A 24,885-nucleotide genomic window follows, 5' to 3' on the forward strand; every position below is an offset into this window, starting at 1 on the left:
CGCTGGACGGGCTCGCTCCGGTCAGCGGAGGCGGTGGTGGAGCGGGGCGGCCAGGTCGGTGGTCGCCAGGACCAGGGCCACGGTGTAGTCGATGAGGTGGTCGCGGTCGATGTCCAGCTCGCCGCGGAACCAGGCGGTGAACAGGTCCCAGAGGCCGGCGGTGAGGGTCAGGCCGGTCAGTTCCAGGTCGGTGCCGGGGACGGGGGCGCGGTCCAGCGTCTCGTGGGCCTGGGCGGCGAAGATGGCGGCCAGGGTCCGGACGATCTCGACGCGCCGCTGCTGGAGCAGGGGAGAGGACGGGAACGCGCGGGTGAGGATGTGAGCGCGGCGCGGATCGGTGGTCAGGAAGTCGAACACCGCCGTCACCACGGCCCGGGTGCGGGCCTGCGGGTCGCGGGGGGCCTCGCGGGCGGCGGAGAGGATCACGGCGGTGCCCTGGGCGACCTGGTCGTCGACGATCGCCAGCAGCAGGGCGTCGCGGTCGGGGAAGCTCTCGTAGAAGTAGCGGTCGTTGAGCCCGGCTTCGGCGCAGACCTTCCGCACGGTGGTGGCCGCCAGTCCCTGCGTGCCCAGCAGCCGCAGCCCCGCCGCGAGCAGCGCGGCCCGGCGGCGGGCCCGGCGCTGGTCGGCGGGAACGCCGCGGTAGGGGCGCGCGGGGGATGTCTCGGGCGTCACGGCTCCGATTCTGCCGCATCCCCTTGACGCGGCCCGCGAAGCTGAGGACGCTGAACACCGGATATTTCTGGTGAACCGACTCACCAGAAAGCGTCGCGGCGAGACGGGAGCGTGAGGTCCGGTGGCGACGGAGAACCCCCCACAGCCGGCACTGGCGGACATCGACCCGAGCGATCTGCGGTTCTGGGCCCGGCCGCTGGACGAGCGGGCACGGGCCTTCGCGGATCTGCGCGCCCGGCCGGAACCGGTGTTCATGACCCTGCCCAAGCTGCCGTTCCTCCCGCAGAGCCCCGGTTCCTGGGCGCTGGTCCGCCATGCCGACGTGACCGAGGCCAGCCGCCACCCGGAGATCTTCAGCAGCGAGCCCAGCGCGACCAGCCCGGCGGACATGCCCCGCTGGATGGACAAGTACTTCAACTCGATGATCGACATGGACGACCCGCGGCACGCCAAGATCCGCCGGATCGTCTCCCGGGCGTTCAGCCCCAAGATGCTCGCCAAGGCCGAGGACGACATCGCGCGGCGCGCCGCCCGGATCGTGGACGAGCTGATCCGGGCCGGCGGCGGCGACTTCGTCTCCCAGGCCGCGGTGCGGCTCCCGGTCGAGGTCATCTGCGACATGCTGGGCATTCCCGCCCGGCATCACCGGCGCGTGGTGGAGCTGACCAACATCATCGTCGGCTACAGCGACCCCGAGTACGTCGGCGCCACCGTGGAGTACGGCGGTGGCGGGCCGACGATGGGACGGCTCCCGACGCTCCGCATGCTGGGCACGGTGGCGTCGGCGGGGTGGCGGCTGCACCGGCTGGCCGCCCGGCTCGGGCGGGAGCGCCGGGCGGCGCCCACCGGTGACCTGACGTCGGCGCTGGTGAACGCCAACGTCGACGGGGAGCGGCTGAGCCCGCGCGAGTTCGGCGCGTTCTTCCTGCTGCTCGTCGTGGCGGGGAACGAGACCACCCGCAACGCGATCGCGCACGGGCTGAGGCTGTTCACCGGGCACCCCGAGCAGCGGGAGCTGCTGCTGGCCGACTTCGACGGGCGCATCGCGGGGGCGGTCGAGGAGATCGTGCGCTTCAGCAGCCCCGTCATCTTCATGCGCCGCAACCTGACGCGCGACCACGAGATGAACGGCCACACCTACCGCAAGGGCGAGCGGGTCACGCTGTTCTACTGGTCCGCCAACCGCGACGAGACGGTCTTCACCGATCCCGATCGCTTCGACATCACCCGGTCGCCGAATCCGCACGTCGGGTTCGGCGGTCCCGGCCCGCACTTCTGCCTGGGCGCCAACCTCGCCCGGCGGGAGATCACCGTCATGTTCCGCGAGCTGTTCGACCGCCTGCCGGACATCACCGCCGGCGAGCCCGACCGGCTCGTCTCCGGATTCATCAACGGGTACAAGCGCCTGCCGTGCGGCTTCACCCCACCGACCACCTCCTCCGTGCACTCCGGCTAGTCCTGGTTGGCGTCTCCGACCCAGCGCCTCCCCGACGTAGGACCGACCTCCCAGGTGGGGAAGCGTTTCAGGATCTCCTCCAGGGCGATCCTGCCCTCCAGGCGGGCGAGCGCGGCGCCCGGGCGGCAGGCCCTCGGTCTCTGAAAGCAGGCGATCGAGGCGATCTCGGCGCCCGGCGTGCCGCGCACCCGGGCCCGCCCGGCGGAGAGCTCGATGTCGCCGACGGAGGCCTCCAGCCGGTGCGCGGCGATCGCCGTGATGCGCTCCCGCAGGACGGGCGCGGTCTCGGCGATGGCTCCGGCGGTCATCGAGCCGGACCGGCTGCCGCCGGTGCCGCCGCCGAACGGCGTGAGGGCGGTGTCGCCCTGGACGGTGTTGACGTCGGCGATGTCCACGCCGAGGGCGTCCGCGGCGAGCTGGACGACGGTGGTCTCGATGCTGTTGCCGCTCGACCCTCCGGTGCACGTTCACCTTGCCGGACGGCTCGATCCGGATCGTCGCGCCCTCGGTGGCGTGGACGCCGACGCCGCTCCTGGTCGGCTCGATGTAGCTGCACGTGCCGACGCCCAGGTAGCGGCCCTCGGCGCGAGCCCGCGCCTGCTCCTCGCGGAACGCCTCGTAGTCCAGGACGTCCAGCGCGTGCTCGGAGGTCTCCAGCGGCTCGCGCGCCACCGACTCGAACTGCCAGGGCCGCGGTAGGCGGTGCGTCCGGTCATGTTGGAGAACACCGGCCGTCCTCGTCGAAGGCGATGCGGGCGTCGCCGTGCTCGTGGCGTCCCTGCCCCGCCGCGATGAGGTTCTCCTGCCGGTCCTCGATCCACTTCAGCGGGCCGGGCATCTTGCGCGCCGCGAGCATCACGCACATTTCCTCGCGCTGCGGCACGGCCTTCTGCCCGAAACCGCCGCCGGTGTCGCGCATCACGACCCGGGATGCGGTGATCGTCCAGCCCCAGCAGCCGGCTGCAGAACAGCCGCGTCTCGTGCGGCGTCTGCGTCGACGCCCAGATCGTCATCTCGCCGCTGGACGGCGACCACTCCGCGACCAGGCCGCGCGTCTCCATGGGCACGGCCGCGTAGCTCTGCTGGTAGACGGTCTCCCTCGCCACATGGGCCGCCCGTGCGAAGACGTCCGCGAGGTCGTCCACCGGGCGCCCGGCGAGGTTGCGAGGATAGGCGGGGTGCACACGCTCCGCGCACTCGTGCGCCGCCTTGTAGTCGACACTCCCGGGTGGGGGCCTCGCTCGCCGGATCCACGTCGGCCACGACCGTCGGCTCGACGAAGTAGCCGTCGCGGACGCGCGGCGCCAATCCGCGCGGAACCGACCGATGACGGCGCGGAACGGAATCTCACGGAGGTGCTGCGGGCGACCGACGAGATGCTCGTGCTCTTCGACGGCCTGGCGGGCTCCGACGAGATCGTGTTCAAGGCGATCGCCGCGCCGGTCTTCGACCCGACCGCCCGCGCGCTGCTGGCGCTCAGCATCACCGGATCCGGCGAGCCGGTCCGCGTCGACCGGGTCCTGGCCCTCGGCCGCCGGCTGGTCCGGGCGGCGGGCATCGCGACGCGCCGGTCCCGCGGCCGGGTACCGTGCCGCGACGCGCTCCGTAGCGGCACCGAGCCCGCCGGCGCCTTCAGCGGGTGACACCGTGCCTGGACGGTGGTGAGGCCCGGGTCTCGGGCCGTGGTCAGAGCGAGTTCGCCCCGCTTCGCTCGTCCGGGCTGAGCCGGTCAGGTTCGCGATGGTCGCCGGAGGGCCGGGTGGCGGCGAGGTAGCCGCTGGCCAGGATGAGGGCGCAGCCGGCCAGCTGGACGAGCGTGGGACGTTCGGCCAGCACGATGGCACCGAGTCCGACCGCGCCCACCGGGGTGAGAAGCAGCAGCGTCGCGCCGACGTGCGCGGGAAGCGACGGCGTGGCCAGTGCGACCAGAAGCCAGCCCAGGACCTGGCCCAGGACCGCGACCGCCAACAGCCAGCCGATGGGGGACCACCCGGGAGCGAGGTCGACGCCGTGCCAGACCGCGCCGATCGCCAGGGACGCGACGGCGGCCGCGACGATCACGTGCAGGTAGGTCTGCCGGGTCAGCCCGCCTTCGCCGGTTCGCCGGAGCAGGAAGAGGAACCCCGAGTAGCAGGCCGCGGCCATGACCGCGTGCAGCGCGCCGGTGAGCGGGTCGGTGCCCATCGCGCCGCCGACGAGCCCGGCGGTCAGGACGAGGCCGGCCAGCAGGAGCGGCAGCGCCAGGGCGAACCGGCGTCCCGGCGACTCACGGTCGACCACCAGCGCCAGCAGCGGCACCAGCAGCACCTGCATGTTCACGACCACCGTCGAGATCCCCGCGCCGGCTTCGGGGATGGCCTGGGTCCACAGCAGCATGTCGCCCGCCAGCAGCACGCCCGCCGCCCACGCCAGCGCCACGGTTCGCCGGCCCGGGCGGCCGTGGCGGCGTTCCGCCAGCGCCAACGGGACCAGGAGCGGCAGCGCCAGCACGCACCGGTAGAACGAGGCGGTCCCTGGAGAAACGTGGGCCAGGTGCAGCAGCACCGCCGACGCCGACACCGCCAGCGCCCCGACGCCCATGCAGACACCCGGCCACCGCCGCACCCACTCAGGCACCTGAGGCTGACTCGGTCTCCTTCCGGCGCCAGTGCTCATCGGCTCTCCACATCACACGTGTTTCACGGCTCGGGTCGGTCGTCGGGGTCGTACATGACCCATGCCCCGATCAAAGCCGCGACGAGACTCAAGACCACAAGGAGCACGATGCAAAGGCAGATGCCTCGACCAAGCCAAAGCAGCACTGCCGATTGCATCTTGTCGTTGAGGAAGATCAATCCTACTAGTGGAGGAATGAGGGCGAAGGCTCCGATGATCAGGCGCCGGCAGAGCCGTGTGAACCGCTTGCCGATGGCGGCTCGCTCATCCGGCGGTAGATGCGGATCGCGCAAGACCTGCTCCCGAACGCTATTGATCACATGGCCCCGCCGGATCCACGAAGACCACCGACAGCGCCTCTCCGTAGTGGGTGCGCATGCTTTCGCCGGCGGGCGGATCCTGACGGCAGACGACCCGTTCCAGGTCGGGGACGGTTGGCCAGGCCGTGACACGGCCGTCCGCGGGGCAGGGCGCCTGCGGTGGAAGCATCCCGAACTCGACCGTTCTGCTTGCAGCGTTCTCTGTCTGGGTGCAGACGATCCAGGTGCCGGAGTAGGACTCGCCATCGAAGGCGTGGCCGTCGGTCAGGGAACGGAAGACGGTGGTGTAGGAGGGGGCGGTACCTTGCCGTTCCCTGCTGACCGCGTCGAGGGTCTTCCCTTTATAGCTGGGAAGGGCCGCGGAAATCAGCGGTATCCCTCCATACTGTCATTGGCGACGTCATCGATGATCATGTCCGATCGGACGCCGGAGCGCCACTCGCTTCTCCACCCTCATGAAGTGCACGGTGCTCCGCGGGCGATCTCGCTTGCGATCTCCACGGCGATCTCGATCGTTCGTGCGACGAGAGGGGAGCGGGTGCAGGCCCCGGCGTGCGAGCGCCGATTCCACCCGGGCCTGGTCGCAGATCGGCGGGTGCGCCACCATCGGCGCGTCGTCGAGCCGGGTCAGAGACACGGGGCCGTCAGGGAAGATGGCGCAGCCGGGGCGCTCGTTCCGAAGCCTGCGCACGACCAGCGGCAGCAGCCATGAGTCGCGGGTGTGAGCATGGTTCTCCGCGATCGGGTCAATCGGAAATCATCTCTTTCGTCGATGAGCATCCGGGCCTAGCGTGGCGATCGTGACCCATTATCTCTCTAACGGCGAGAAGCTCGTCAAGCTGAGCGACGTCGAGTTGTGCGTCGAGACCTTCGGGGACCCCGCGAAACCCGCGGTCCTGCTCGTCGACGGCGCGGCCGCCTCGATGCTGTGGTGGGAGGCCGACCTGTGCGAGCGGATCGCGCGCGGCGACCGGTTCGTGATCCGCTACGACAACCGGGACACCGGCAGGTCCACCTGCTACCCGCCCGGGCGGCCCGGCTACGAGTTCACGGACCTGGCCGAGGACGCGCTCGGCGTCCTGGACGCATTGGAGGTGGAGCGCGCGCACGTCGTGTGCCGGTCCATGGCAGGCGGGATCGGGCTCATTCTCGGAGTGGACCACCCCGACCGGGTCGTGTCCCAGACGTTCGTCTCCTCCTCCACAGGCGAGGATGGCCTCCCGCCGCCGTCGAAGGGGTTCGCCGATAATGTTCCCGCCGCCCCTGACCCGTCCGATCGCGCCGCCGTGGTGGACTTCGTCGTCGCATCGGCCAAGGCCTATTCGGGTGACTCTCCCTTCTTCGACGAAACCGCCACGCGAGCGCTGGTCGAGCGGGACGTGGCTAGGACCCGCGACATCGCCTCGACCCTCACCAACCACTACGCGATGGACTTCGACGGGGCGGCCCGCGACTTCGGCGACATCACGGCCCCGACCCTCGTAGTGCACGGTAACCGCGACCCGGCTCTTCCGCTTCCGCACGGGCAGGCGTTGCGCGACGCGATTCCCGGCGCGAAGTTGCTCGTCCTGGAGGGGGCGGGACACGACCTGCCCAGGCCGCTGTGGGACGTGTTCGTACCGGCGCTGATTCGGCACACCGCAAGCGCCTGCGGCGCCGTCCCACCCGGCGCAGACGAGAGGATCCGGTGACGGTGACGTCCGACCACAGCGACCTGTTCGACTACGACGCAGAGCTTCGCCTGCACAACGAACTCTTCCGCGCTGCCGCCCGCGTCGGCCCTGAAGACCGTGTCCTCGACATCGGGTGTGGCACGGGACAGTCCACGCGCGAGGCCGCCCGCGCAGCCGTCAACGGAAGCGCGGTAGGGATCGATCTCTCCGCGAGAATGCTCGAACGCGCCCGTCGGCTCAGCGACGATCAGGGTCTGCGCAACATCACCTACCAACAGGCGGACGCCCAGATCCATCCCTTCCCGCCGGCGCATTTCGACCTCGCCATCAGCAGGTTCGGAACGATGTTCTTCGCCGACCCGGTCGCCGCGTTCACCAATATAGGGCGGGCTCTCCGCCCGGCGGCGCGGCTGGTGCTGCTCGTGTGGCAGGACCGCGACCACAACGAATGGGCCTCCGCGATCCGCCGGCCGCACACTGCCGCGACCCCGACGCCCGCCCCTCCCGTCGGCAGCCCGGACCCGTTCTCGCTCGCCGACCCGGCTCGCACCGAGAGCCTCCTGGAGGCGGCGGGCTTCACGGAAGTCGGCTTCACCGACGTGCACGAGCCCGTCTACTACGGCCCGGACACCGCCACTGCCTTCGATAATGTGCTCCGTCTTTGGGGCACAGACGTGCTGAACGACCTCGATCCCGGGACGGTCGAACAAGCACGCACGCGGCTACGTGCCGCCCTGGCCGCCCACGACACCGGCAGCGGCGTCTTCTTCGACTCGCGTGCGTGGATCGTCACGGCACGCCGCCAGGCCACGGAGCCGCGGTGACCATGCGAAAGACGCCGGGTGGCCGCATTCGGCCAGCGGAAGGGGGTGCGGTGGCGGCCCGGTAGGGTTTCCAGCGTCCATGATCATGACGGGACGATGGGATGACGGTGACACCGCTGGCTCCAGGGGACCCGCGGACGGTGGGGCGCTACCGGCTGTCGGGCAGGCTCGGCGGCGGCGGCATGGGAGAGGTGTTCTTCGGCCGGTCGCCGGGCGGACGGCCGGTGGCGGTGAAGGTCGTCCGGCCCGAGCTCGCGGCCGACCCGCTGTTCCGGCGCCGGTTCGGCCAGGAGGTCGAGGCGGCGCGGCGGGTGGGCGGCTTCCACACCGCGCCCGTGGTGGACGCCGATCCCGACGCCGACCCGCCGTGGCTGGTCACGGCCTACGTCCCCGGGCCCTCGCTGATGGAGCTGGTCGCCGCGCACGGACCGCTGCCCGAGCCGACCCTGCGAGTGCTCGGCGCGGGGATCGCCGAGGCACTGGAAGCCGTGCACGGCGCGGATCTGGTGCACCGCGACCTCAAGCCGTCCAACATCCTGATCGCCGACGACGGTCCCCGCGTCATCGACTTCGGCATCGCCCGGGCGGCCGACGTGACCGCGCTCACCCGGGCGGGCGGCGCCGTCGGCACGCCCGGGTACATGGCGCCCGAGCAGGTCACCGGCGAGCCGGTCGGCCCGGCGACCGACGTGTTCGCCTTCGGGGCGGTGCTGTGCTTCGCCGCCGGGGTGCGTCCCTTCGGCGACGGGCCGCCGACCGCGCTGCTGTACCGCGTCGTCCACCAGGAACCCGACCTGTCCGGCCTTCCCGACGGTATCCGCGGAATCGTGGCGGAGTGCCTCGCCAAGGACCCCGAGCAGCGGCCGGACACCGACGGCCTCCTCTCCGCGCTCACCGGCACCGACCTCACGGAGGACTGGCTCCCCGGACCTGCGCGAACCCTCGTGCTCGAAAGGGCCCAGACCGTGGCCTCGGGACAGACCGCGACGCGGACGCAGACGGAGGTGCGGAGCACGCCCCGGCCGGCCGCACGGGGGACCGCCACCGCGCCCCGCGCGTCCGGAGTCGTCGTTCCCGTTCGCGCGCCGCTCCCCAACCCGCTGCTCATCGTCGGCGCGGTGATGCTCATGGTGGCGGCCGTCGGAGCGGTGATCAACAGGCAGGGCATCGGGCTCCTGTTCATGGCCGTCGCCGTCCCGCTGTTCGTGCGCTGGTTCATCCGGTCGTCGAAGTACGACCCGACCCGTGACGGGCTGCGGATCGACCGCCAGGGCCTGGAACTGCGCACCGGCGCGAGCCGCGTCTCCTACGCGTGGACCGACATCGACCAGATCGCCTTCGGGCGCATCGGCCGGCTCGGCCGGAAAAGCGTCATTGTCCGGCCGTACGCCGGGGTGTCCGCGCAGCACAGAGCCCTGTCATGGTTCCAGCAGGATCCGGAGACCGGCTGGGCGCTCCTCGTCGAGACCCGCCTGCTGGACGCCTCGCGCTCGGTGCTCGCCGAGACCTTCGCCCGGTACGCCTCACAGCGCTGGAGGCCGGCCCCCTGACCGCGCAGGGTGCCCGGCGAGACGCCGAGCGCCCGAACGGTCACCTGCTTCTCATCGCCCCTCGCGTTTTCGGTCCCGGCGACCAAGGAAGTCCGATCCTCCATGACGCCCCCATCCTGGCCCGAGGAATTGCTCGGCGCGCCTGAAGTTCCGGTGCCCGACATAGAATGGTCCGAGGTTCGTGCGCGGACCGGCCTGGAATTTCCAGCCGACTATCGAGAGTTCGCTGCGCTCTACCCGGCGCTGATCATCGATGAGTTCCTCCGCATCCGCCACCCCGCGGGCCCGCCGGACTTCGATCTCATGGAATCATGGGGGTGGTTCGACCTGCGGCATTCCTGGGGCATCTTCGACATATGCTGGCACTGGGGCCCGGCGGAGGAGATCATCGAATTCGATCCCGTCACCACGCGTTCGCGGACGCTGGCGCCGACCGGCGGCGAGAATGTCTTCCCCTGGGGAATCAGCGACATCGGACCGGTATTCGGATTCTGGCTGGTGGAAGACGATCCGTCGGATTGGACGGTGATGCTGGTCGGTCAGTTCATGCAGTGGCGGTACCGTGGTTCGCTCACCGAGTTCTTGCCGGATGTGCTGAGCGGCCGGGTGAACTGCCCGCTCCTGCCCCAGGATTGGCCGGATCCGCTGGCCGGGTGCGCAGTCGAGCAACTCCTTGGATAACGCCTGGCGGCAGACGAGACGGGTAAGCCGATGGCGATGACGTGAGCCAACGGCGTACCCTTCAGGAGTGCCGATCAGCAAGGAAGAAAGGCAGGCGCTTCGCGTCGCTCGCCGCGAGCAGATCCTGGACGCGGGACTTGAGACGTTCGCCGCCGAGGGCTACCAGGGCACGACCCTGGCCGAAATCGCGGCCCGGGTAGGGCTCACCGAAATCGGTGTGGCGCGCTACTTCGCCTCTAAAGCGGAGTTGCTGGCCGACGTGCTGCGCCACCGCGACAACATCGTCCCCGACGCTCTTGCCCGCATGACCGGCGCCGACATCATCGAGTCCGTTCGCCACATGGCGGATCTGGCGAGCACACTGCTCGACCACCCGAGTCTGGTGCGCTTCGAGACAGTGGTCGGCGGGGAGAGCGTCGTCGAAGGCGGGGAGCCCTTCGAGTACTTCGAGGCACGCCTGCAAGCCGTCCGTCGGGTGCTGAGCGACCGCCTGCGCGAGGCGAAAGAGGCCGGCACGGTTCGTGCCGACACCGATCCCGACCTCACCGCCGCAGAAGTCATCGCGTTCATGCACGGCGCCCACACCCAATGGCTGTTCTCCCCTCAGGACGTCGACCTGCGGGGCTTGTACCGTCACTACTTCAATCAGCTCGCCGAGCGGCTCACGCCGGCACAGGCTCCGCATGGCTGAAATCGGCCGGCCTGGTTAACGCACGGCATTGGCTGCGGTCGTAGAGTGCGTGAGTCATGCCGGGTGTGATCCGCGTCGGGCGCGGAAGCGCGCGGCGAGGACGCCCAGGGCCACCCACCAGCCCGGGGCCAGTCGACGGGTCGTCCTCGACCGGTCCGAGGCCGGCCGCTGGAACTCCGCTCCAAGGGGGCGGGCGCTCTGCGCTCATGCCGCGCGGCTCGTCGGATCTCCCTGTGCTCCCTAGAGCGGAGTTCCTGTTCCGAAGCTCGCCTTGCCCGCCGCGCGGGCGTGCAACCGAACCGGGCCCGCAAAGACTGGGTCACGTCCGTTCTCCCTGGTCGCTGACACGGCAGGAAGGCCTCGGCCATGGGGCGCCGATGCCGCGCGACCAGGACTTTCGTCCCTGGAGGGAGCCGCGGACGGGCGCGAGTCTGGACACATGGGGTCCCGTCGGACGGGCGCGCACCGATCGACGTGAGCGTCTGGGAAACGCGAGGAGAACATGTCACAGCCCATCGTCGTAGGCGTCGACGGATCCGAGCACGCGGACCGGGCCGTGGAATGGGCGGCCGCCGAGGCGAGCCTGCGCCACCGGCGTCTCCACATCGTCCACGCCGTCGAGAACTTCCCGTACGGCGCGCCGCTGTTCGCACCGGCGGAGACGATCAGTCTCATGTCCCGGGTGGGGCACGGCGTTCTCGCCGCCGTGGCCGAGCGCGTCCGGGAGCAGTGGCCCGACCTGGAGGTCAGCACGGCGCTCGTCTCGGACGACGCGCCGCACGGCCTGATCGAACAGACCGCGGGCGCCTTCGAGGTCGTCGTGGGCCATCGGGGGCTCGGCGGGTTCGCCGGTCTCATGCTGGGATCCGTCAGCCTGCGGCTGGCCGCGCGCTGCGCGATTCCGGTGGTCATCGTGCGCGGGACGGCCGACGAGCAGGGGGAGGTCGTCGTCGGGCTCGACCTGCAGAAGGACGCGGACGCGATCCTGCACCACGCGTTCGACGCGGCCGCCCTGAACGGCGCGCCACTGCGGGTCATGCACGCCTGGCGCGTCTCGCAGACCCTCGTCGAGGCGGGTTTCGCCCCCGACCGGGACAAGGTGGAACGGGTGGAGCGGGAGTTCCTCGACCGCCTCACCGCGGCGTACACGCCCTGGCAGGCGAAGTACCCGCAGGTCGAAGTGGTTTCCGAAGTGGTCCTGGCCCACCCGGTGACCGCCCTGTCGAACGCTTCGCTCGGGGCCCGCCTGGTCGTGGTGGGCGCCCACACGCGGTCGTGGACGGCGCCTCGGCTCGGCTCCGCGGCGCACGGCGCGATCCACCACGCGCACTGCCCCGTCGCCGTGGTCCCTTCCACCTGAGGTCGTTCGAAGTATCCGCCGGGGTCGCGTCCCCAGCGCCCCTTCAGCCGCGAGCGTGACGTACGGCAACGCGCCGCGGCTACGACTAGGAGACCGTTTCCCGGGGGAGCGGCAGGGCGCCGGTTCCCGCGCATCGACGGGACGTGTGACCTTCGGCCCTGCCGTGCGCGGCCTGCCCCGTGGTGCGCTTGGGCCAGCGACCTCGAGGAGGAACGGTGACGTCCACGACCACCCCCAACGGCCAGTCGATCGAAACCGAGCCGGCGTCGACCGGCACCGGATTCGCGTCGATCGACGCCTACTGGAGAGCGGCCAACTACCTGTCGGCCGGGCAGATCTACCTGCTGGACAATCCGCTGCTGCGTGAGCCGCTGCGACCGGAGCACATCAAGCCCCGGCTCCTCGGGCACTGGGGCACCTCGCCGGGGCTGAACTTCTGCTACGTCCACCTGAACCGGGTGATCAAGGCCCGTGATCTGGACGCCGTCTACATCATGGGGCCCGGGCACGGCGGGCCCTCCGCGGTCGCCAACGCCTGGCTGGAGGGCACCTACAGCGAGGTCTATCCCGCCGTGTCCCAGGACGCCGAAGGTATGAGGGCGCTGTTCCGGCAGTTCTCCTTCCCCGGCGGCATCCCGAGCCATGTCGCGCCGGAGACGCCGGGGTCGATCCACGAGGGCGGCGAGCTCGGCTACTCCCTCGCGCACGCCTACGGCGCCGCGTTCGACAACCCGGACCTCGTGGTGGCGTGCATCGTCGGGGACGGGGAGGCCGAGACCGGGCCGCTCGCGACCAGTTGGCATTCCACCAAGTTCGTCGACCCGGTGAACGACGGCGCGGTGCTGCCGATCCTGCACCTGAACGGCTACAAGATCGCCAATCCGGCCGTGCTCGCCCGCATCCCCGAGGAAGAGCTGGTCAGGCTGTTCGAGGGGTACGGACACGCCCCGATCGTGGTCTCCGGCGATGATCCGGCGATCCTCCACCGGGACATGGCGGCGGCGCTCGACCGCGCGCTGGACGAGATCGCCCGCATCCAGCGCGCCGCCCGTGCGGAAGAGGCGACCGACCGCCCCCGCTGGCCGATGATCATCTTGCGGACGCCGAAGGGGTGGACCGGGCCCAAGGAGGTCGACGGCCTGCCCGTGGAGGGCACGTGGCGCGCCCACCAGGTGCCGCTCGCCGGAGTCCGCGACGACCCCGAGCACCTGGCGGAGCTGGAGGCCTGGCTGCGCTCCTACCGTCCGGAGGAGCTCTTCGACGACGCCGGACGGCCGGTCCCCGCGCTGCGCGACCTCGCGCCGTCGGGGAACCGGCGGATGAGCGCCAACCCGCACGCCAACGGCGGGCTGCTGCTGCGCCCCCTCGACCTGCCCGACCCGCGCGCCTACGCCGTGCCGGTGGACGAGCACGGCACCGCCACCGCCGAGGCCACCCGCGTCCTCGGCGGCTACCTGCGCGACGTCGTCGCCGCGAACCCGCGGACCTTCCGGATCATGGGGCCGGACGAGACGGCCTCCAACCGGCTCGGCGCCGTCTTCGAGGTCACCGACCGCGTGTTCGAAGGCGACAGGCGCGACACCGACGAGCACCAGGCGCCGCACGGCCGGGTCATGGAGGTGCTCAGCGAGCACCTGTGCCAGGGCTGGCTGGAGGGCTACCTGCTGACCGGGCGGCACGGGCTGTTCAACAGCTACGAAGCGTTCATCCACATCGTCGACGCCATGTTCAACCAGCACGCGAAATGGCTCAAGGTCACCCGGCACCTACCGTGGCGGCGGTCCATCGCGTCGCTGAACTACCTGCTGTCCTCGCACGTCTGGCGGCAGGACCACAACGGCTTTACCCACCAGGACCCCGGATTCCTGGACGTGGTGCTGAACAAGAAGGCCGAGATCACCCGCGTCTACCTGCCGCCGGACGCCAACACCCTGCTCTCGGTCGCCGACCACTGCCTGCGCTCCCGCGACTACGTCAACGTCATCGTCGCCGGCAAGCAGCCCGCCCCGGTGTGGCTGCCGATGGACCAGGCGATCGCGCACTGCACGCGCGGCATCGGCATCTGGGAATGGGCCTCCACGGATGGCGGCGCCGACCCCGACGTGGTCCTGGCCTGCGCCGGCGACGTCCCCACCCTGGAGACCCTCGCCGCGGTCGACCTGCTGCGGCGCTTCTTCCCGGACCTGCGCGTCCGCGTCGTCAACGTCGTCGATCTCATGCGCCTACAGCCCGTCGAGGAGCATCCGCACGGGCTGCCCGACGTCGAGTTCGACGCCCTGTTCACCGCCGACAAGCCCGTCATCTTCGCGTTCCACGGCTACCCGTACCTGATCCACCGGCTCGCCTACCGCCGCCACGGACACCACAACCTGCACGTCCGCGGCTACAAGGAGGAGGGCACCACCACCACGCCCTTCGACATGGTGATGCTGAACGACCTGGACCGCTTCCACCTCGTCGTGGACGTCATCGACCGCGTGCCCTCGCTCGGCAGCCGGGTCGCGAACGTGCGGCAGTGCATGCTGGACGAGCGGCTGCGGTTGCGCGCGTACACGCGTGAGCACGGCGAGGACGCACCGGAAGTCCGCGACTGGGCCTGGCCGTACTGAAGCGCTTGGTGGTGCGCCATCCGGGATCGGGCGCGTCCCTCGCGGCGGTGGCGGGACGTGGTGGTCACAGCCCGCGAGGATCTCGGGATCGCCGCGGCCACCCGCTCCGTCATCGGCGGGACGTAAAGCCGTCCGACCGGGACGTTCGGCACTGTCGGCCCCGGACCGCCGACAACGACGCTGGAGATGGAACCGGAGTTACCGAGGAGGCCCCGATGCGTGCGCTGGTGTACCACGGTCCAGGTCGGAAGGCATGGGAAGAGGTCCCGAAACCACAGATCGCCGACGACGGCGACGCGGTGGTGCGGGTCGACGCGGTGACGATCTGCGGAACGGACCTGCACATCCTCAAGGGCGACGTCCCGGCCGTCATCGACGGCAGGATCCTCGGCCACGAGGCCGTCGGAACCGTCGAGACGGTCGGTTCCGGTGTCCGGACGGTCGAGCCGGGCGACAAGGTGCTGGTCTCCTGCATCACCTCGTGCGGGACCTGCCGGTTCTGCCGCGAGAGCAGGTACGGGCAGTGCCTCGGCGGGGGCGGCTGGGTCCTCGGGCACAAGATCGACGGAACGCAGGCCGAGTACGTCCGCGTGCCCTTCGCCGACACCTCCGTGCACCGGCTGCCGGAGGGGCTCCCCGCCGAGGACGTGCTGATGCTGGCCGACATCCTGCCCACCGGGTACGAGGTCGGCGTCCTCAACGGCCGCGTGGGGCCCGGCGACGTCGTCGCGGTCGTCGGCACGGGCCCGATCGGCCTCGCCACGATCATGGGCGCGCGGCTGTTCAGCCCGAGCCGGATCATCGCGGTGGACCTGGCCGACAGCCGGCTCGCGGCGGCCGAGGAGTTCGGCGCGGACGTGCTGGTGAACAACGCCCGCGAGGATCCGGCCGCGATCGTCCGCGACCTGACCGGCGGGCTGGGAGCGGACGCGGCCGTCGAGGCCGTCGGCGTCCCCGACGCCTTCGAACTCGCGGTCGCGCTGGCCCGTCCCGGCGGCCGCATCGCCAACATCGGCGTGCACGGCGAGCCCGCGACGCTGCACCTGGAGGAGCAGTGGATCCGGGACGTCACCATCACCACCGGGCTGGTGGACACCTTCTCCACGCCCACGCTGCTGCGCCTGCTCGCCGGCCGGCAGCTCGACGCGGGACGGTTCGTCACGCACCGCTTCGGCCTCGACGACTTCCCGAAGGCCTACGAGGTCTTCGCCGACGCCGCGCACACGGGCGCCCTCAAGGTCGTCCTGACCCGCTGACCTCCTGGGCCCGGGACCGGAGGAGCCGCGACCGCCCCCCTCGGACGTGAACGGTCGCGGCCCCCGCCTCGGGCCAACGGCGTCCGGCGGCCCCTCAGCGGCGGTCCGGATGAGCGGCCACGTCATGCCACACCGCGTTGGCGCCGCTGTGTCCGATCCGGACCACCTGGACGCCGGACGCGGCGGCCCCGCCGACCGCCAGGACCGCCGCCGCCACCGTCACCGCGCCCGCCCAGCGCGGCACCGCGGCCGACTCGCGGCGGGCGTACCAGCCGACGCCGGTCAGGACGGCGAGACCGAGCCACATCACTCCCGCGAGCGGAAGCAGCATGTCGGCCAGTTCGGCGTGCCGCTCCACCAGCGCGTTGTGCGGCACCCGCTGTTCCAGGTTCTCGCCGCTCGACGTCGCCATGGGCACCGAGACCACCGCGGCGGTCGCCAGGCCGAGCACCCACGGGGCCGCCGCCCGCCGCGCCCGCGGCCACAGCGCCACCACGAGCGTCGCGACGACGGTGAGCGGGACGAGGAAGACCACCAGGTGAACGACGAGCGGATGGGTGGGCAGGCCCCAAAGGGTCGACGGCATGACCGACCTTTCACAGAGACGGGAGGACTGGACGAGAATGTCGTGGTTCGCTCCCTCCTGCCCACGGCTTCGGGTGCATTCAGAGAACCCTCATAGGTTCCCCGGCACAGCCGTTACGAGGATTTCAAGCGGCCTTCAACCGAACCGGTGTTTGAGATCGCGGGTGACCCTCGCCTTGCCAAGAGGGGACCTTCGGCCGCAGAACCCTGGGAAAGCGCGGCCTAGCGTCGACAGTGGGACGTTCCTAGAGCGTGGGAGGGATGACCAGTGTCGGCACCGATCGCCGTGGGCATCGACGGCTCCGTGCATGCATGGCGCGCCCTGGTGCCGGGCGACCCCGGCCGCGCGCTGGTCGGCGAGAGCGAGGAGGCCGCACAGGTGGCCGTCGGGTCGCGCGGGGCCGGAGGGTTCGAGGGACTGCTGTTCGGATCGCCCGTTCCCCGCGGAGGCGTCCGGCGAGATCGTCCTCGGTCTGGAGGGGCGTGCCGGCGAGGACCGGCTCGTCGACTGGGCGTTCGCGGAAGCCGGATCGCGGGGTGCCCGGATCCTCGCCCTCCACGCGCTCGGCGGGGACTTCCCGGTCTGCCCTGTGGTGGTCGTCCCGCTGCGCGACTGAGCCCGGGGCACCGGGTGCGAACCCGTCCCGGAAGGCCGGGACCCGACAGAGGAGAGGACCATGGCCGAACCGATCATCGTGGGCGCCGACGGCTCCGTCCCGTCCGCGCGAGCCGTGGCGTGGGCCGCCGACGAGGCCGCCCGGTACCGGCGCGACCTGCAGATCGTCCACGCCGTCGAGAACTGGGCCTTCGACGTCCCGCTGACCGCCGCGCCGGGAGAGGTCGCCTCGCTGTCGCGGGCCGGCGGCGAGGTCCTGGCGAGCGCCGAACGCGTCGCCCGGGACCGGCGGCCGGAGGTCCAGGTGAACACCGAGCTCGCCGCGGCGGGCACCGTGCGCGCGCTCACGGAGCGATCGAGGAACGCGTTCGAGCTCGTCGTCGGCCACCGGGGTCTCGGCGGGTTCGCCGGGCTGGTGCTGGGCTCGGTGGGCCTCGGCGCGGTCCGCCACTCGGCCTGTCCGGTCGTGGTCGTGCGCGGCGAGGGCGAGGCTGGACACGGCGAGATCGCCGTGGGAGTCGGGCTCGGTGACGACTCGGCGACCCTGGAGTACGCGTTCCGGGCGGCAGTGGCCTGGAACGCCCGGCTGAGAGTCGTGCACGCGTGGCCGTTCCCCGAGTCCCTGGACGGGCCGGGAGCGGCGGAGGGCCTGGAACGCACTGAGGAGCGCGCTCGGTGGCGCGTCGTCGAGGCGCATGCCCCGCTGCGCAAGCGGTATCCCGAAGTGGACGTCCAGGAGACGATCGTCTCCGACAATCCCGCCGCGGCGCTCATGGCCACCACGGGAGCGGCCGATCTGGTCGTCGTCGGCACCCATCCCCGCGAGGGGCTGATGCTTCCCCGCAACCGCGCGGTGACGCACGGGCTGATCCACCACGCGCACTGCCCGGTCGCCGTCGTCCCCGCCCTCGGCCACCGGCCCTGACACGCCTCCGGCGCAGCCGGGGTCGCGCGACGTCGGGACGGACGACCCGGTGGTCATTCGTCGGCGGCGGGCGCCCTGCCGTTCCGGAGCGGGGTCTCCCAGGAGTCCCCGGGTTGGATGAGGATCTCCTGGTCGCCGGGGGCGATGCGGATGGGCAGAGCGGCGCCGGGACGGAGCGTGACCTTCAGCCGGTCCTGGCGGCAGACGAGGTCGATGCCCCAGTGTCCGCGGTAGCGCAGGCCGAGGCGCAGCTCGCCGATCGCCGCGGGCAGGCGCGGGTTCAGGTGGAGGGTGCCGTCCTGGGTGTTCATCCCGGCGTAGCAGCGTTGGACGAGGTCGACGGTGCCGGCCATGGCGCCGAGGTGGACGCCCTCGGCGGTGGTGCCGTGCTGGGCGTCCGCCAGGTCGCTGTCCAGCGCTTCCCGGAAGACCCGCCAGGCCTGGTCGCCGTCGGTGCTGGCCAGGATCCACGCGTGCACCAGGGAGCTGAGGGTCGATCCGTGGCAGGTCCGCGGCAGGTAGTAGGCGGTGGTGCGCGCGATCAGGTCGGGCCCGTGGTCGTAGCCGAGGCGTTGCAGGATGTCATCGAGTTCCTGCGGCGTCAGCACATAGAAGAGCATCAGCACGTCGGCCTGCTTGGAGGCCTTGTAGCGGTTGGTCGAGTCGCCTTCGGCCTCCAGGATCCGGTCGAGCCGGCGGACGTCCCCGTAGCGCTCGCGGTAGGCGGGCCAGTCGAACTCTTCGAGGTCGCCGTAGCCCTCGAACTGGCTGATCACGCCGTCGTGGAACGGGACGTACATCCGCCGGCGGACGTCCTCGAACCGGGTGATCTCCTCGCGGGTGAGGGCGAGCCGCTCGCGCAGCTCGGTGCGGCGGTCCTCGGGGAGGAGGGCCAGCGCGTCCAGGGCCCGGTGCAGCAGCCAGGCGGTGAGGACGTTGGTGTAGGCGTTGTCGTCCAGGCCCGGCTCGTCCCGGCCGGGAAAGGCGTCGTGGTACTCGTCGGGGCCCATGACGCCGCGGATCCGGTACCGGTCGGTGGAGCGGTCGTAGCAGGCCAGATCGGCGAAGTACCGGGCGATCTCCAGGATGATCTCGGTCCCGTACTCGGCGAGGAACTCGGTGTCGCCGGTCGCCTCGTAGAACCGCCAGACGTTGTGGGCGATCGTCAGCCCGACGTGCCGCTGCAGGTGGGAGTGGTCGGGCAGCCAGCGGCCCGAGCGCGGGTTGAGGTGCACGCGCTGGGTCTCCTCGCGGCCGTCGGCCGCGCTCTGCCAGGGGTACATGGCGCCGCGGTGGCCCGCCGCGGCGGCCGCGCGCCGCGCCGCGGGAAGGCGCCTCCACCGGTACATCAGCAGCGCCTTGGCGATCTCGGGGAACCGCATGGTCAGGAAGGGCAGGATGAACAGCTCGTCCCAGAAGACGTGGCCGCGGTAGGCCTCGCCGTGCAGCCCGCGGGCGGGCACGCCGGCGTCCAGTTCCACGCTGTGCGGCGACACCGTCTGCAGCACATGGAAGATGTGCAGGTTGAGGACGCGCTGCACGTCGGCGTGGTCGAGCCTCAGCTGGGCGCGCCGCCACAGGTGCGCCCAGGCGAGCGCGTGCCGCTCCAGCAGGCCGTCGAAGCCGTCCGCGCGCCGGACGGCGGCGAGCGCGGCCCGGCCGTGCTCCTCCACCGCGCGGTCGCGGGAGGTGTAGACGGCCGCCACCTTCTCGATCGTCACCGCCGCGCCCTCGCGGACCTCGATGCGCAGGTCCTGCGCCGTCCAGCCCGGCTCGGCGCGCCGGGACGCCGCCGCCGGCTCGGACGACCGCGTGCGGGCCGCGACCGCGATGCCGATCCTCGACGTGGTCGTGACCGTGGTGAGCAGCTGCGCCTCGGGGTCGCCGGGGTCGGCCGGATCCTCGCGGACGAGGTGCTCGGCCGGCAGGTCCCGGTACCGGGCCACGCCGGTGTTCGCGACCCGTCCGTCCAGCGCCGAGCGGACCTCCAGGACGCCGGTCCAGTCCTCCGGCACGATCGTGGTCTGCAGGGCGGCCAGGTGCGGCTCGTCCATGGACACGATCCGGCGCTGGGCGAGGCGGAACGTCCGGCCCGCCGCGTCGCGGCAGCGCAGCAGCCGGGTGAGGACGCCGCGGCGCAGGTTCAGTTCCTGCCTGTACGCCAGGAGCCGCCCCTCCGCGCGGGCGCGGTCGAGGTCGAACCACTCGTCTCCGGCGGCGCGGAAGGTCAGCGGGAGCCAGTTCGGGACGTTCACCAGGTCGGCGTTGTCGGCGTCCTGCCCGCCGAACCGCGCGGTCAGCCGGTCGTAGCATCCGGAGACGTAGGTCCCGGGGTAATGCGTTCCGTCGGCGGACGACTCGGGCGCGGCACCGCGTGTGGCGAAATAGCCGTTGCCCAGCGTGCACAGTGCCTCGCGCAGCCGCTCGGCGGCCGGCTCGTAGCCGTCATAGATCAGGTCCCACCGGCTCATGGCCTCTCCCGCCGGTCGTCGGTAGCCGTCCGGTGACGATGCCCTCTTTCCGGACCGTCTCACCGGCGGCACCGGAGTGCCGAGTGCCGGACGGACCGGGCTTCCAGGGACCTTCGGCCCGTCCAGGACGGTTCGGTACGAACCGAGACTGAGTAATCGAGGAGTACTGCCGCCTCACTGGGGAGATGTGTTGGGAATGGGCGAACTGGACAGGGCTCAGCGGGCGCACGTGCTGCTCGGCTACGACGCCAGCGAGGACAACGAACCGGCGCTGCGGTGGGCGGTCGATGAGGCGCGCCTGCGCGGGCTGGACCTGGTGCTGTGCCATTGCTGGCACTGGCCGTACCCCGCTGACCACGTGGACGGCCGCGTCGAGGCGATCATCGAGCGGGCGGGGGAGAAGCTCCTTGAGCACGGGGAGGCGCGGGCCCACGAGCTCGGGATGTCCCGGACGGTCGGCAAGCGGCTGAGGCCCGAACCCGTCTCCGACGCCCTGGTGTGCGAGTCCGAGGACGCCGAGCTGATCGTGATCGGCTCCCACGAGCGGCACCACCTGCCGGTCGGCTCGACCGCGGTGCAGCTGCCGGCCCGGGCGCGGCGGCCCGTGCTGGCCGTCCGCCGCGACGACCACGGTGGCGGCCCTGCCCGCGGCCTCGTCGTCGCCGGTGTGGACGGGTCCCGGGGCGGCGACGCCGCGCTGGGCTTCGCCATGGAGGAGGCGGTGCTGCGCGGTTGGCGCCTGCGGGTCGTGTTCGGGGTCTGGGAGCCCGGGGCGGTCGACGAGGCGGAGCTGCCCCTGTTCACCGACAAGGAACGGCTCGCCCAGGTCCGGGCGGAGACGCTGGAGCGGTCCGTAGCCCCCTGGCGCGACCGCTATCCCAAGGCCGATCTCGACGTCTCGGTGGTCCTCGATCGTCCTCGTGAGTCCCTCTTGGACGCGGCGGACGGCGCCGATCTGCTGGTGGTCGGGGACCGCGGCGCCGGCGGTCTGGACCCGCTGTTCCTCGGAGCGACCAGCTCGGCGATGCTCCAGCACGCCCCCTGCACGGTGGCCATCGTGCCGTCCGCCCACTGACCGCGTCGGTCCCGGGCGGCGCGGCCGCGCGCCGGCCGGGCCGCTCTCCGCGCCGCGGCTAGTCCGGTCCCATCCGCCCGGCGTCCGGGTGGCCGGGGAGCCCGGCGGGGAACACCGGTTCGATCCGGTACAGGGACGGCATCCCGCCGGTGCGCGGCCCGACGTCGCGATGGACGCCGGCGAGCCCGCTCACCAGGTCCCGGGCCGTGAGCAGCCCGACGAGCACGTTCCGGTCGTCGGTCACCGGGACGTAGTCCAGACCGGCCTTCATCATGGCCCTGGCGGCCTCCGCCACGGTTGCCGTGGGCGGTACCGCCACCGGAGGTCCGGGCGGCAGGAGCGTGGTGACGGCCCGCCGGGCCTGCTCGGGGCCGGAGGCGTTCCAGGAGGCCGTCAGGGTCTGCGCGTCGACCACGCCGACGAAGCCTCCCTCGTCGTCGGCCACCGGCAGGTGGTGGACGCCCGCCTGGCACATCAGCTCCCACGCCATGAGCACCGATTCGGACTCGGAGATGGTGAGAAGGTCCAAGGTCATCACCTCGGCGACGGCCCGCCTCTCCAGCGGGCGATGGGCGACCATGACTCCTCCAGGTGTCGGTTCCGTCCTCATGCCCCATGATCCGCCCGTGGCGGGGGCGACGCGCAGAGGCGAAGGTCCTTCGAGAAGGGGCCGAGAAGCCCGGCCGCGGGGGAGACGTCAGCCGCGCTGGAGCCGCTTGATGATCTCTATGAGGGCGTAGGCGGCCACCGCGAAGACGATGATCCGCGCCCACGCGCCGAGGCCGAGCGCGGCCGAATGGAAGACCCTCTGCATGAAGGGGGTGTACGTGTAGAACATCTGGATCGCGAGGAGGGCCGCGGCGCCGGCGGCCGTCCAGGGGTTGCGGCGAACGCCGCGCCACAGCAGCGGCCGCTCCAGGGACAGGCAGTTGAACATGTAGGCGATCAGCGTGACGGCGAAGACGTTCACCACGATCGTCCGGGCCGTCTCGGGAGGGGCCCCGTGCGCCAGCTCCCAGTGCTGGAGGCCGAACGAGCCCGCGAGCAGGATCCCCGACACCAGCAGGATCCGCAGGGTCATGGCGCGGGTGAGCAGCGGCAGCGACGGGTCGCGGGGCGGCCTCCGCATGATCGCCTCGTCCCTGGGCTCGACCGCGAACGGCAGGCCGAGGACCAGCACGGCCGTCATGTTCAGCCACAGCACCTGGAGCGGCAGGATCGGCAGCGAGGCGTTCGCTGCGATGGCGGCGACCAGCACCAGCCCGAGGCCGATGTTCGACGGCAGCGCCCAGACGATGAACTTCACCAGGTTGTCGAACACGCCGCGCCCCTCCTCCACGGCCTGCTCGATGGAGGTGAAGTCGTCGTCGGTGAGGACCATGTCGGCCGACTCCCGGGCAGCGTCGGTGCCACCGCGTCCCATGGCGACGCCGATGTCGGCGCGCTTGAGTGCGGGGGCGTCGTTGACGCCGTCCCCGGTCATGGCGATGACGTGGCCGGCCTCCTGGAACGTACGGACGAGCCGCAGCTTCTGCTCGGGGGAGACCCGCGCGAACACCGAGGCCGCGCCGATCCGCTCCGGGGAGAGGCCGGCGGCCAGGTCGGCCCCCGTCACCACCTCGCCGCCGAGCCCGATCCGGGCGCCGACCGCGGCGGCGGTCGCCGCGTGGTCCCCGGTGATCATCTTGACCTGCACGCCCGCGTCGCGGCAGGCCCGCACGGCGCTCGCCGCCTCGGGACGCGGCGGATCGATCATCGCCTGCAGGCCGAGGAAGGTGAGGCGGGGCAGCGGATCGAGCCGGTCGGACGACGCCCGCGCGAACGCCAGGACGCGCAGCGCCCGCCCGCCGAACGCCTCGGCGCGGGCCGTGACGGCCGCGCGATCCAGCGGCTCCGGCAGGCCGTCCGGCCCCGCCTGGTCGTCGCAGAGCTCCAGGATCCGCTCGACCGGGCCCTTGGCGTAGACGATGCCGCCGTCATGGGCGGTGGCCATGAAGCGGCGCTCGGAGGTGAAGGGAAGCGCGGCCGTCCTGGGCGGCACGCCGCCGATCTCCGCCTTGGCGGCGCTCGTCAGGAGCGCGCCCTCGGTCGGGTCCCCGGCGATGCGCCAGACACCGTCCTCCTCGAACAGCTGCGCGTCGTTGCAGGCCGCGCCCGCGAGGAGTGTCTCCCGCAACGCGGGATCCGCTGTCGGGCGGACCGGCCGTCCGTCCTGTTCGACGGTGCCGGCGGGCGCGTAGCCGGAGCCCGAGACGGTGTACTCGCGGCCGCCGCTGAACACGGCGGTGACCGTCATCTGGTTCTGGGTGAGCGTCCCTGTCTTGTCGGTGCAGATGACCGTCGTGCCGCCGAGCGTCTCGACCGCGGGGAGGTGGCGGACGATCGCCCCCCGGCGGGCCATCCGGGCGACGCCGAAGGCGAGGGTGATCGTGACGATGGCGGGTAGCCCTTCGGGGATGGCGCCGACCGCGAGTGCGACCGCGGCGGTGAGCATCTCGCCGGGCGGGCGGCCGTACAGGACGCCGATGCCGAAGGTCAGCGCCGCCAGCAGGAGGATCGCGACGGTGACGATCCTGCTGAACCGGGCGATCTTGCGGGTGAGCGGGGTCTGGACCGTGCCGGTGGTCCGCATCAGGCGGTGCACGTCGCCGATCTCGGTGGCGGCAGCGGTGGCCACGACGATCCCGGTGCCCTGCCCGCCCGCGACCAGCGTCCCGGAGAAGGCCATGTTGCGGCGGTCGGCCAGCGCCGTCTCTTCGAGCGCCGCCGGGTCCTTGCGCGCTGGAACGGACTCGCCGGTGAGCGCCGACTCGTCGACCGAGAGTTCGTCGGTGCGCAGCAGGCGCAGGTCCGCGGGGACCTTGTCGCCGGCGGTCAGCGCGACGAGGTCGCCGCGGACCAGTTCGGCCGCCGGCACGGTCACCGGCGCGCCGTCCCGGACGACGGAGGCCGTGGTGCGGGTCAGCGCGGACAGCGCGGTGAGCGCCGCCTCCGCGCGGGACTCCTGGGCGAACCCGACGACGGCGTTGACGACCACCACGCCCAGGATGACCAGGGCGTCGGCGTGCTCGCCCAGCAGCGCGCTCGCGGCCGCCGACGCCAGCAGCACGTAGATCAGCGGGCTGTGGAACTGCAGCAGGAACCGCGCCGCCGGCCCCTGTCCGCGCGCCGCGGGCAGCTCGTTCGGCCCGTCCCGCGTCAGCCTCTCCGCCGCTTCCGGACCGGCGAGACCGCGCTCGGCATCGGTGCCGAGCGCGGCCGCGACCTCGCCCGCCTGAGCGCGGTACGGCGCTTGCGCGGTCGTCATCCGAGCTTGGCCAGCCGCTCGCTGTACTCCTCCGAGGTGATCCCACGGCGCGCGTAGCGGGCGGTGAGGGCGTACTCGATGCTCATGGCCGTACCTCCTGACGGCTCCACCGTCCCCTGCCGGGCATGCCGCCCGGCAGGGGCGAAAGTCCCAGGG

21 protein-coding genes and 1 pseudogene are annotated in these 24,885 nt (G+C 71.9%); 13 read left to right on the plus strand and 9 right to left on the minus strand.

Annotation, left to right across the window (positions count from 1 at the left end):
* Positions 1–21 precede the first annotated feature (21 nt).
* Entirely contained in the window at positions 22–675 is a 654-nt protein-coding gene (locus tag amrb99_RS10700) for a TetR/AcrR family transcriptional regulator (RefSeq protein WP_190855423.1), read from the minus strand.
* A 121-nt stretch (positions 676–796) separates the two neighbouring features.
* Here amrb99_RS10700 and amrb99_RS10705 point away from each other — a divergent pair, with 121 nt between their 5' ends.
* Positions 797–2,131 (plus strand): cytochrome P450, encoded by a 1,335-nt coding sequence (locus amrb99_RS10705; protein ID WP_190855425.1) that lies wholly within the window; start codon positions 797–799, stop codon positions 2,129–2,131.
* Here amrb99_RS10705 and amrb99_RS50035 read toward each other — a convergent pair.
* A pseudogene (locus amrb99_RS50035) lies at positions 2,128–2,580 on the minus strand (molybdopterin cofactor-binding domain-containing protein); the annotation flags it as partial. The gene amrb99_RS10705 and the pseudogene amrb99_RS50035 sit on opposite strands and share 4 nt — an antisense overlap.
* Before the next feature lie 263 nt (positions 2,581–2,843).
* Entirely contained in the window at positions 2,844–3,071 is a 228-nt protein-coding gene (locus amrb99_RS50045) for a molybdopterin cofactor-binding domain-containing protein (RefSeq protein ID WP_347256629.1), read from the minus strand.
* A 415-nt stretch (positions 3,072–3,486) separates the two neighbouring features.
* On the opposite strand from amrb99_RS50045, the gene amrb99_RS50910 reads away from it, so the two are divergent.
* Positions 3,487–3,774, plus strand: coding sequence for a hypothetical protein (locus amrb99_RS50910; protein WP_241755421.1), 288 nt, complete (start codon positions 3,487–3,489; stop codon positions 3,772–3,774).
* A 43-nt stretch (positions 3,775–3,817) separates the two neighbouring features.
* On the opposite strand, the gene amrb99_RS10715 is transcribed toward amrb99_RS50910, so the two are convergent.
* Together amrb99_RS10715 and amrb99_RS10720 are read right to left on the minus strand one after the other, a co-directional pair.
* Complete coding sequence (locus amrb99_RS10715; RefSeq protein WP_190855428.1) at positions 3,818–4,711, minus strand: DMT family transporter; 894 nt, start codon at positions 4,709–4,711, stop codon at positions 3,818–3,820.
* Between the two features lie 98 nt (positions 4,712–4,809).
* A complete protein-coding gene (locus tag amrb99_RS10720) occupies positions 4,810–5,079 on the minus strand; it encodes a hypothetical protein (protein ID WP_190855430.1) in 270 nt (89 codons plus the stop codon).
* Between the two features lie 818 nt (positions 5,080–5,897).
* Here amrb99_RS10720 and amrb99_RS10725 point away from each other — a divergent pair.
* From amrb99_RS10725 to amrb99_RS10760, 8 genes are all read left to right on the plus strand, one after another.
* Complete coding sequence (locus amrb99_RS10725; RefSeq protein ID WP_347256624.1) at positions 5,898–6,797, plus strand: alpha/beta hydrolase; 900 nt, start codon at positions 5,898–5,900, stop codon at positions 6,795–6,797.
* Positions 6,798–6,799: 2 nt separating this feature from the next.
* Entirely contained in the window at positions 6,800–7,603 is an 804-nt protein-coding gene (locus amrb99_RS10730) for a class I SAM-dependent methyltransferase (RefSeq protein WP_347256625.1), read from the plus strand.
* 101 nt (positions 7,604–7,704) lie between these two features.
* The gene (locus tag amrb99_RS10735; protein ID WP_190855436.1) at positions 7,705–9,153 is read left to right on the plus strand and encodes a serine/threonine-protein kinase; all 1,449 of its coding nucleotides are present in this window, start codon (positions 7,705–7,707) and stop codon (positions 9,151–9,153) included.
* 102 nt (positions 9,154–9,255) lie between these two features.
* A complete protein-coding gene (locus tag amrb99_RS10740; RefSeq protein WP_190855438.1) occupies positions 9,256–9,834 on the plus strand; it encodes a hypothetical protein in 579 nt (192 codons plus the stop codon).
* A 67-nt stretch (positions 9,835–9,901) separates the two neighbouring features.
* Positions 9,902–10,525: a TetR/AcrR family transcriptional regulator gene (locus tag amrb99_RS10745; RefSeq protein ID WP_190855440.1), complete on the plus strand. Its 624-nt coding sequence runs from the start codon at positions 9,902–9,904 to the stop codon at positions 10,523–10,525.
* A gap of 502 nt (positions 10,526–11,027) precedes the next feature.
* Complete coding sequence (locus tag amrb99_RS10750) at positions 11,028–11,885, plus strand: universal stress protein (RefSeq protein ID WP_190855442.1); 858 nt, start codon at positions 11,028–11,030, stop codon at positions 11,883–11,885.
* Between the two features lie 248 nt (positions 11,886–12,133).
* The gene (locus tag amrb99_RS10755) at positions 12,134–14,494 is read left to right on the plus strand and encodes a phosphoketolase (RefSeq protein ID WP_190855533.1); all 2,361 of its coding nucleotides are present in this window, start codon (positions 12,134–12,136) and stop codon (positions 14,492–14,494) included.
* A 215-nt stretch (positions 14,495–14,709) separates the two neighbouring features.
* Entirely contained in the window at positions 14,710–15,750 is a 1,041-nt protein-coding gene (locus tag amrb99_RS10760; protein WP_190855444.1) for a zinc-dependent alcohol dehydrogenase family protein, read from the plus strand.
* A 94-nt stretch (positions 15,751–15,844) separates the two neighbouring features.
* Here amrb99_RS10760 and amrb99_RS10765 read toward each other — a convergent pair whose 3' ends face one another.
* A complete protein-coding gene (locus amrb99_RS10765) occupies positions 15,845–16,336 on the minus strand; it encodes a DUF2231 domain-containing protein (RefSeq protein ID WP_190855446.1) in 492 nt (163 codons plus the stop codon).
* Positions 16,337–16,643: 307 nt separating this feature from the next.
* On the opposite strand from amrb99_RS10765, the gene amrb99_RS52330 reads away from it, so the two are divergent.
* On the plus strand, positions 16,644–16,952 hold the full coding sequence (locus amrb99_RS52330; RefSeq protein WP_190855448.1) for a hypothetical protein: 309 nt from the start codon (positions 16,644–16,646) through the stop codon (positions 16,950–16,952).
* A 60-nt stretch (positions 16,953–17,012) separates the two neighbouring features.
* Positions 17,013–17,876 carry a universal stress protein gene (locus amrb99_RS10775; RefSeq protein WP_190855450.1) on the plus strand — a complete coding sequence of 288 codons (864 nt, stop codon included), beginning with the start codon at positions 17,013–17,015 and terminating at the stop codon, positions 17,874–17,876.
* A 53-nt stretch (positions 17,877–17,929) separates the two neighbouring features.
* Here the strand turns inward: amrb99_RS10775 and amrb99_RS10780 are convergent, their stop codons facing one another.
* Positions 17,930–20,347 (minus strand): glycoside hydrolase family 65 protein, encoded by a 2,418-nt coding sequence (locus amrb99_RS10780; protein WP_190855452.1) that lies wholly within the window; start codon positions 20,345–20,347, stop codon positions 17,930–17,932.
* 196 nt (positions 20,348–20,543) lie between these two features.
* On the opposite strand from amrb99_RS10780, the gene amrb99_RS10785 reads away from it, so the two are divergent.
* Entirely contained in the window at positions 20,544–21,422 is an 879-nt protein-coding gene (locus amrb99_RS10785; protein ID WP_190855454.1) for a universal stress protein, read from the plus strand.
* A gap of 58 nt (positions 21,423–21,480) precedes the next feature.
* Here the strand turns inward: amrb99_RS10785 and amrb99_RS10790 are convergent, their stop codons facing one another.
* The gene (locus amrb99_RS10790) at positions 21,481–22,002 is read right to left on the minus strand and encodes a CBS domain-containing protein (RefSeq protein ID WP_190855456.1); all 522 of its coding nucleotides are present in this window, start codon (positions 22,000–22,002) and stop codon (positions 21,481–21,483) included.
* A gap of 117 nt (positions 22,003–22,119) precedes the next feature.
* Entirely contained in the window at positions 22,120–24,729 is a 2,610-nt protein-coding gene (locus amrb99_RS10795; RefSeq protein WP_190855458.1) for an HAD-IC family P-type ATPase, read from the minus strand.
* Positions 24,730–24,885 lie beyond the last annotated feature (156 nt).

The sequence above is a fragment of the Actinomadura sp. RB99 genome, assembly GCF_014706005.1.
Classification (GTDB): domain Bacteria; phylum Actinomycetota; class Actinomycetes; order Streptosporangiales; family Streptosporangiaceae; genus Spirillospora.

What these genes read in the sequence shown, in the direction of transcription:
- amrb99_RS10715 (WP_190855428.1), bottom strand. Translation starts at nt 4,711, where the DNA reads ATGGGCGTCGGGGCGCTGGCGGTGTCGGCGTCGGCGGTGCTGCTGCAC.
- amrb99_RS10795 (WP_190855458.1), bottom strand. Translation starts at nt 24,729, where the DNA reads ATGACGACCGCGCAAGCGCCGTACCGCGCTCAGGCGGGCGAGGTCGCG.
- amrb99_RS10735 (WP_190855436.1), top strand. Translation starts at nt 7,705, where the DNA reads ATGACGGTGACACCGCTGGCTCCAGGGGACCCGCGGACGGTGGGGCGC.
- amrb99_RS10785 (WP_190855454.1), top strand. Translation starts at nt 20,544, where the DNA reads ATGGGCGAACTGGACAGGGCTCAGCGGGCGCACGTGCTGCTCGGCTAC.
- amrb99_RS10775 (WP_190855450.1), top strand. Translation starts at nt 17,013, where the DNA reads ATGGCCGAACCGATCATCGTGGGCGCCGACGGCTCCGTCCCGTCCGCG.
- amrb99_RS10765 (WP_190855446.1), bottom strand. Translation starts at nt 16,336, where the DNA reads ATGCCGTCGACCCTTTGGGGCCTGCCCACCCATCCGCTCGTCGTTCAC.
- amrb99_RS10780 (WP_190855452.1), bottom strand. Translation starts at nt 20,347, where the DNA reads ATGAGCCGGTGGGACCTGATCTATGACGGCTACGAGCCGGCCGCCGAG.
- amrb99_RS52330 (WP_190855448.1), top strand. Translation starts at nt 16,644, where the DNA reads ATGCATGGCGCGCCCTGGTGCCGGGCGACCCCGGCCGCGCGCTGGTCG.
- amrb99_RS10790 (WP_190855456.1), bottom strand. Translation starts at nt 22,002, where the DNA reads ATGGTCGCCCATCGCCCGCTGGAGAGGCGGGCCGTCGCCGAGGTGATG.
- amrb99_RS10750 (WP_190855442.1), top strand. Translation starts at nt 11,028, where the DNA reads ATGTCACAGCCCATCGTCGTAGGCGTCGACGGATCCGAGCACGCGGAC.
- amrb99_RS10760 (WP_190855444.1), top strand. Translation starts at nt 14,710, where the DNA reads ATGCGTGCGCTGGTGTACCACGGTCCAGGTCGGAAGGCATGGGAAGAG.
- amrb99_RS10740 (WP_190855438.1), top strand. Translation starts at nt 9,256, where the DNA reads ATGACGCCCCCATCCTGGCCCGAGGAATTGCTCGGCGCGCCTGAAGTT.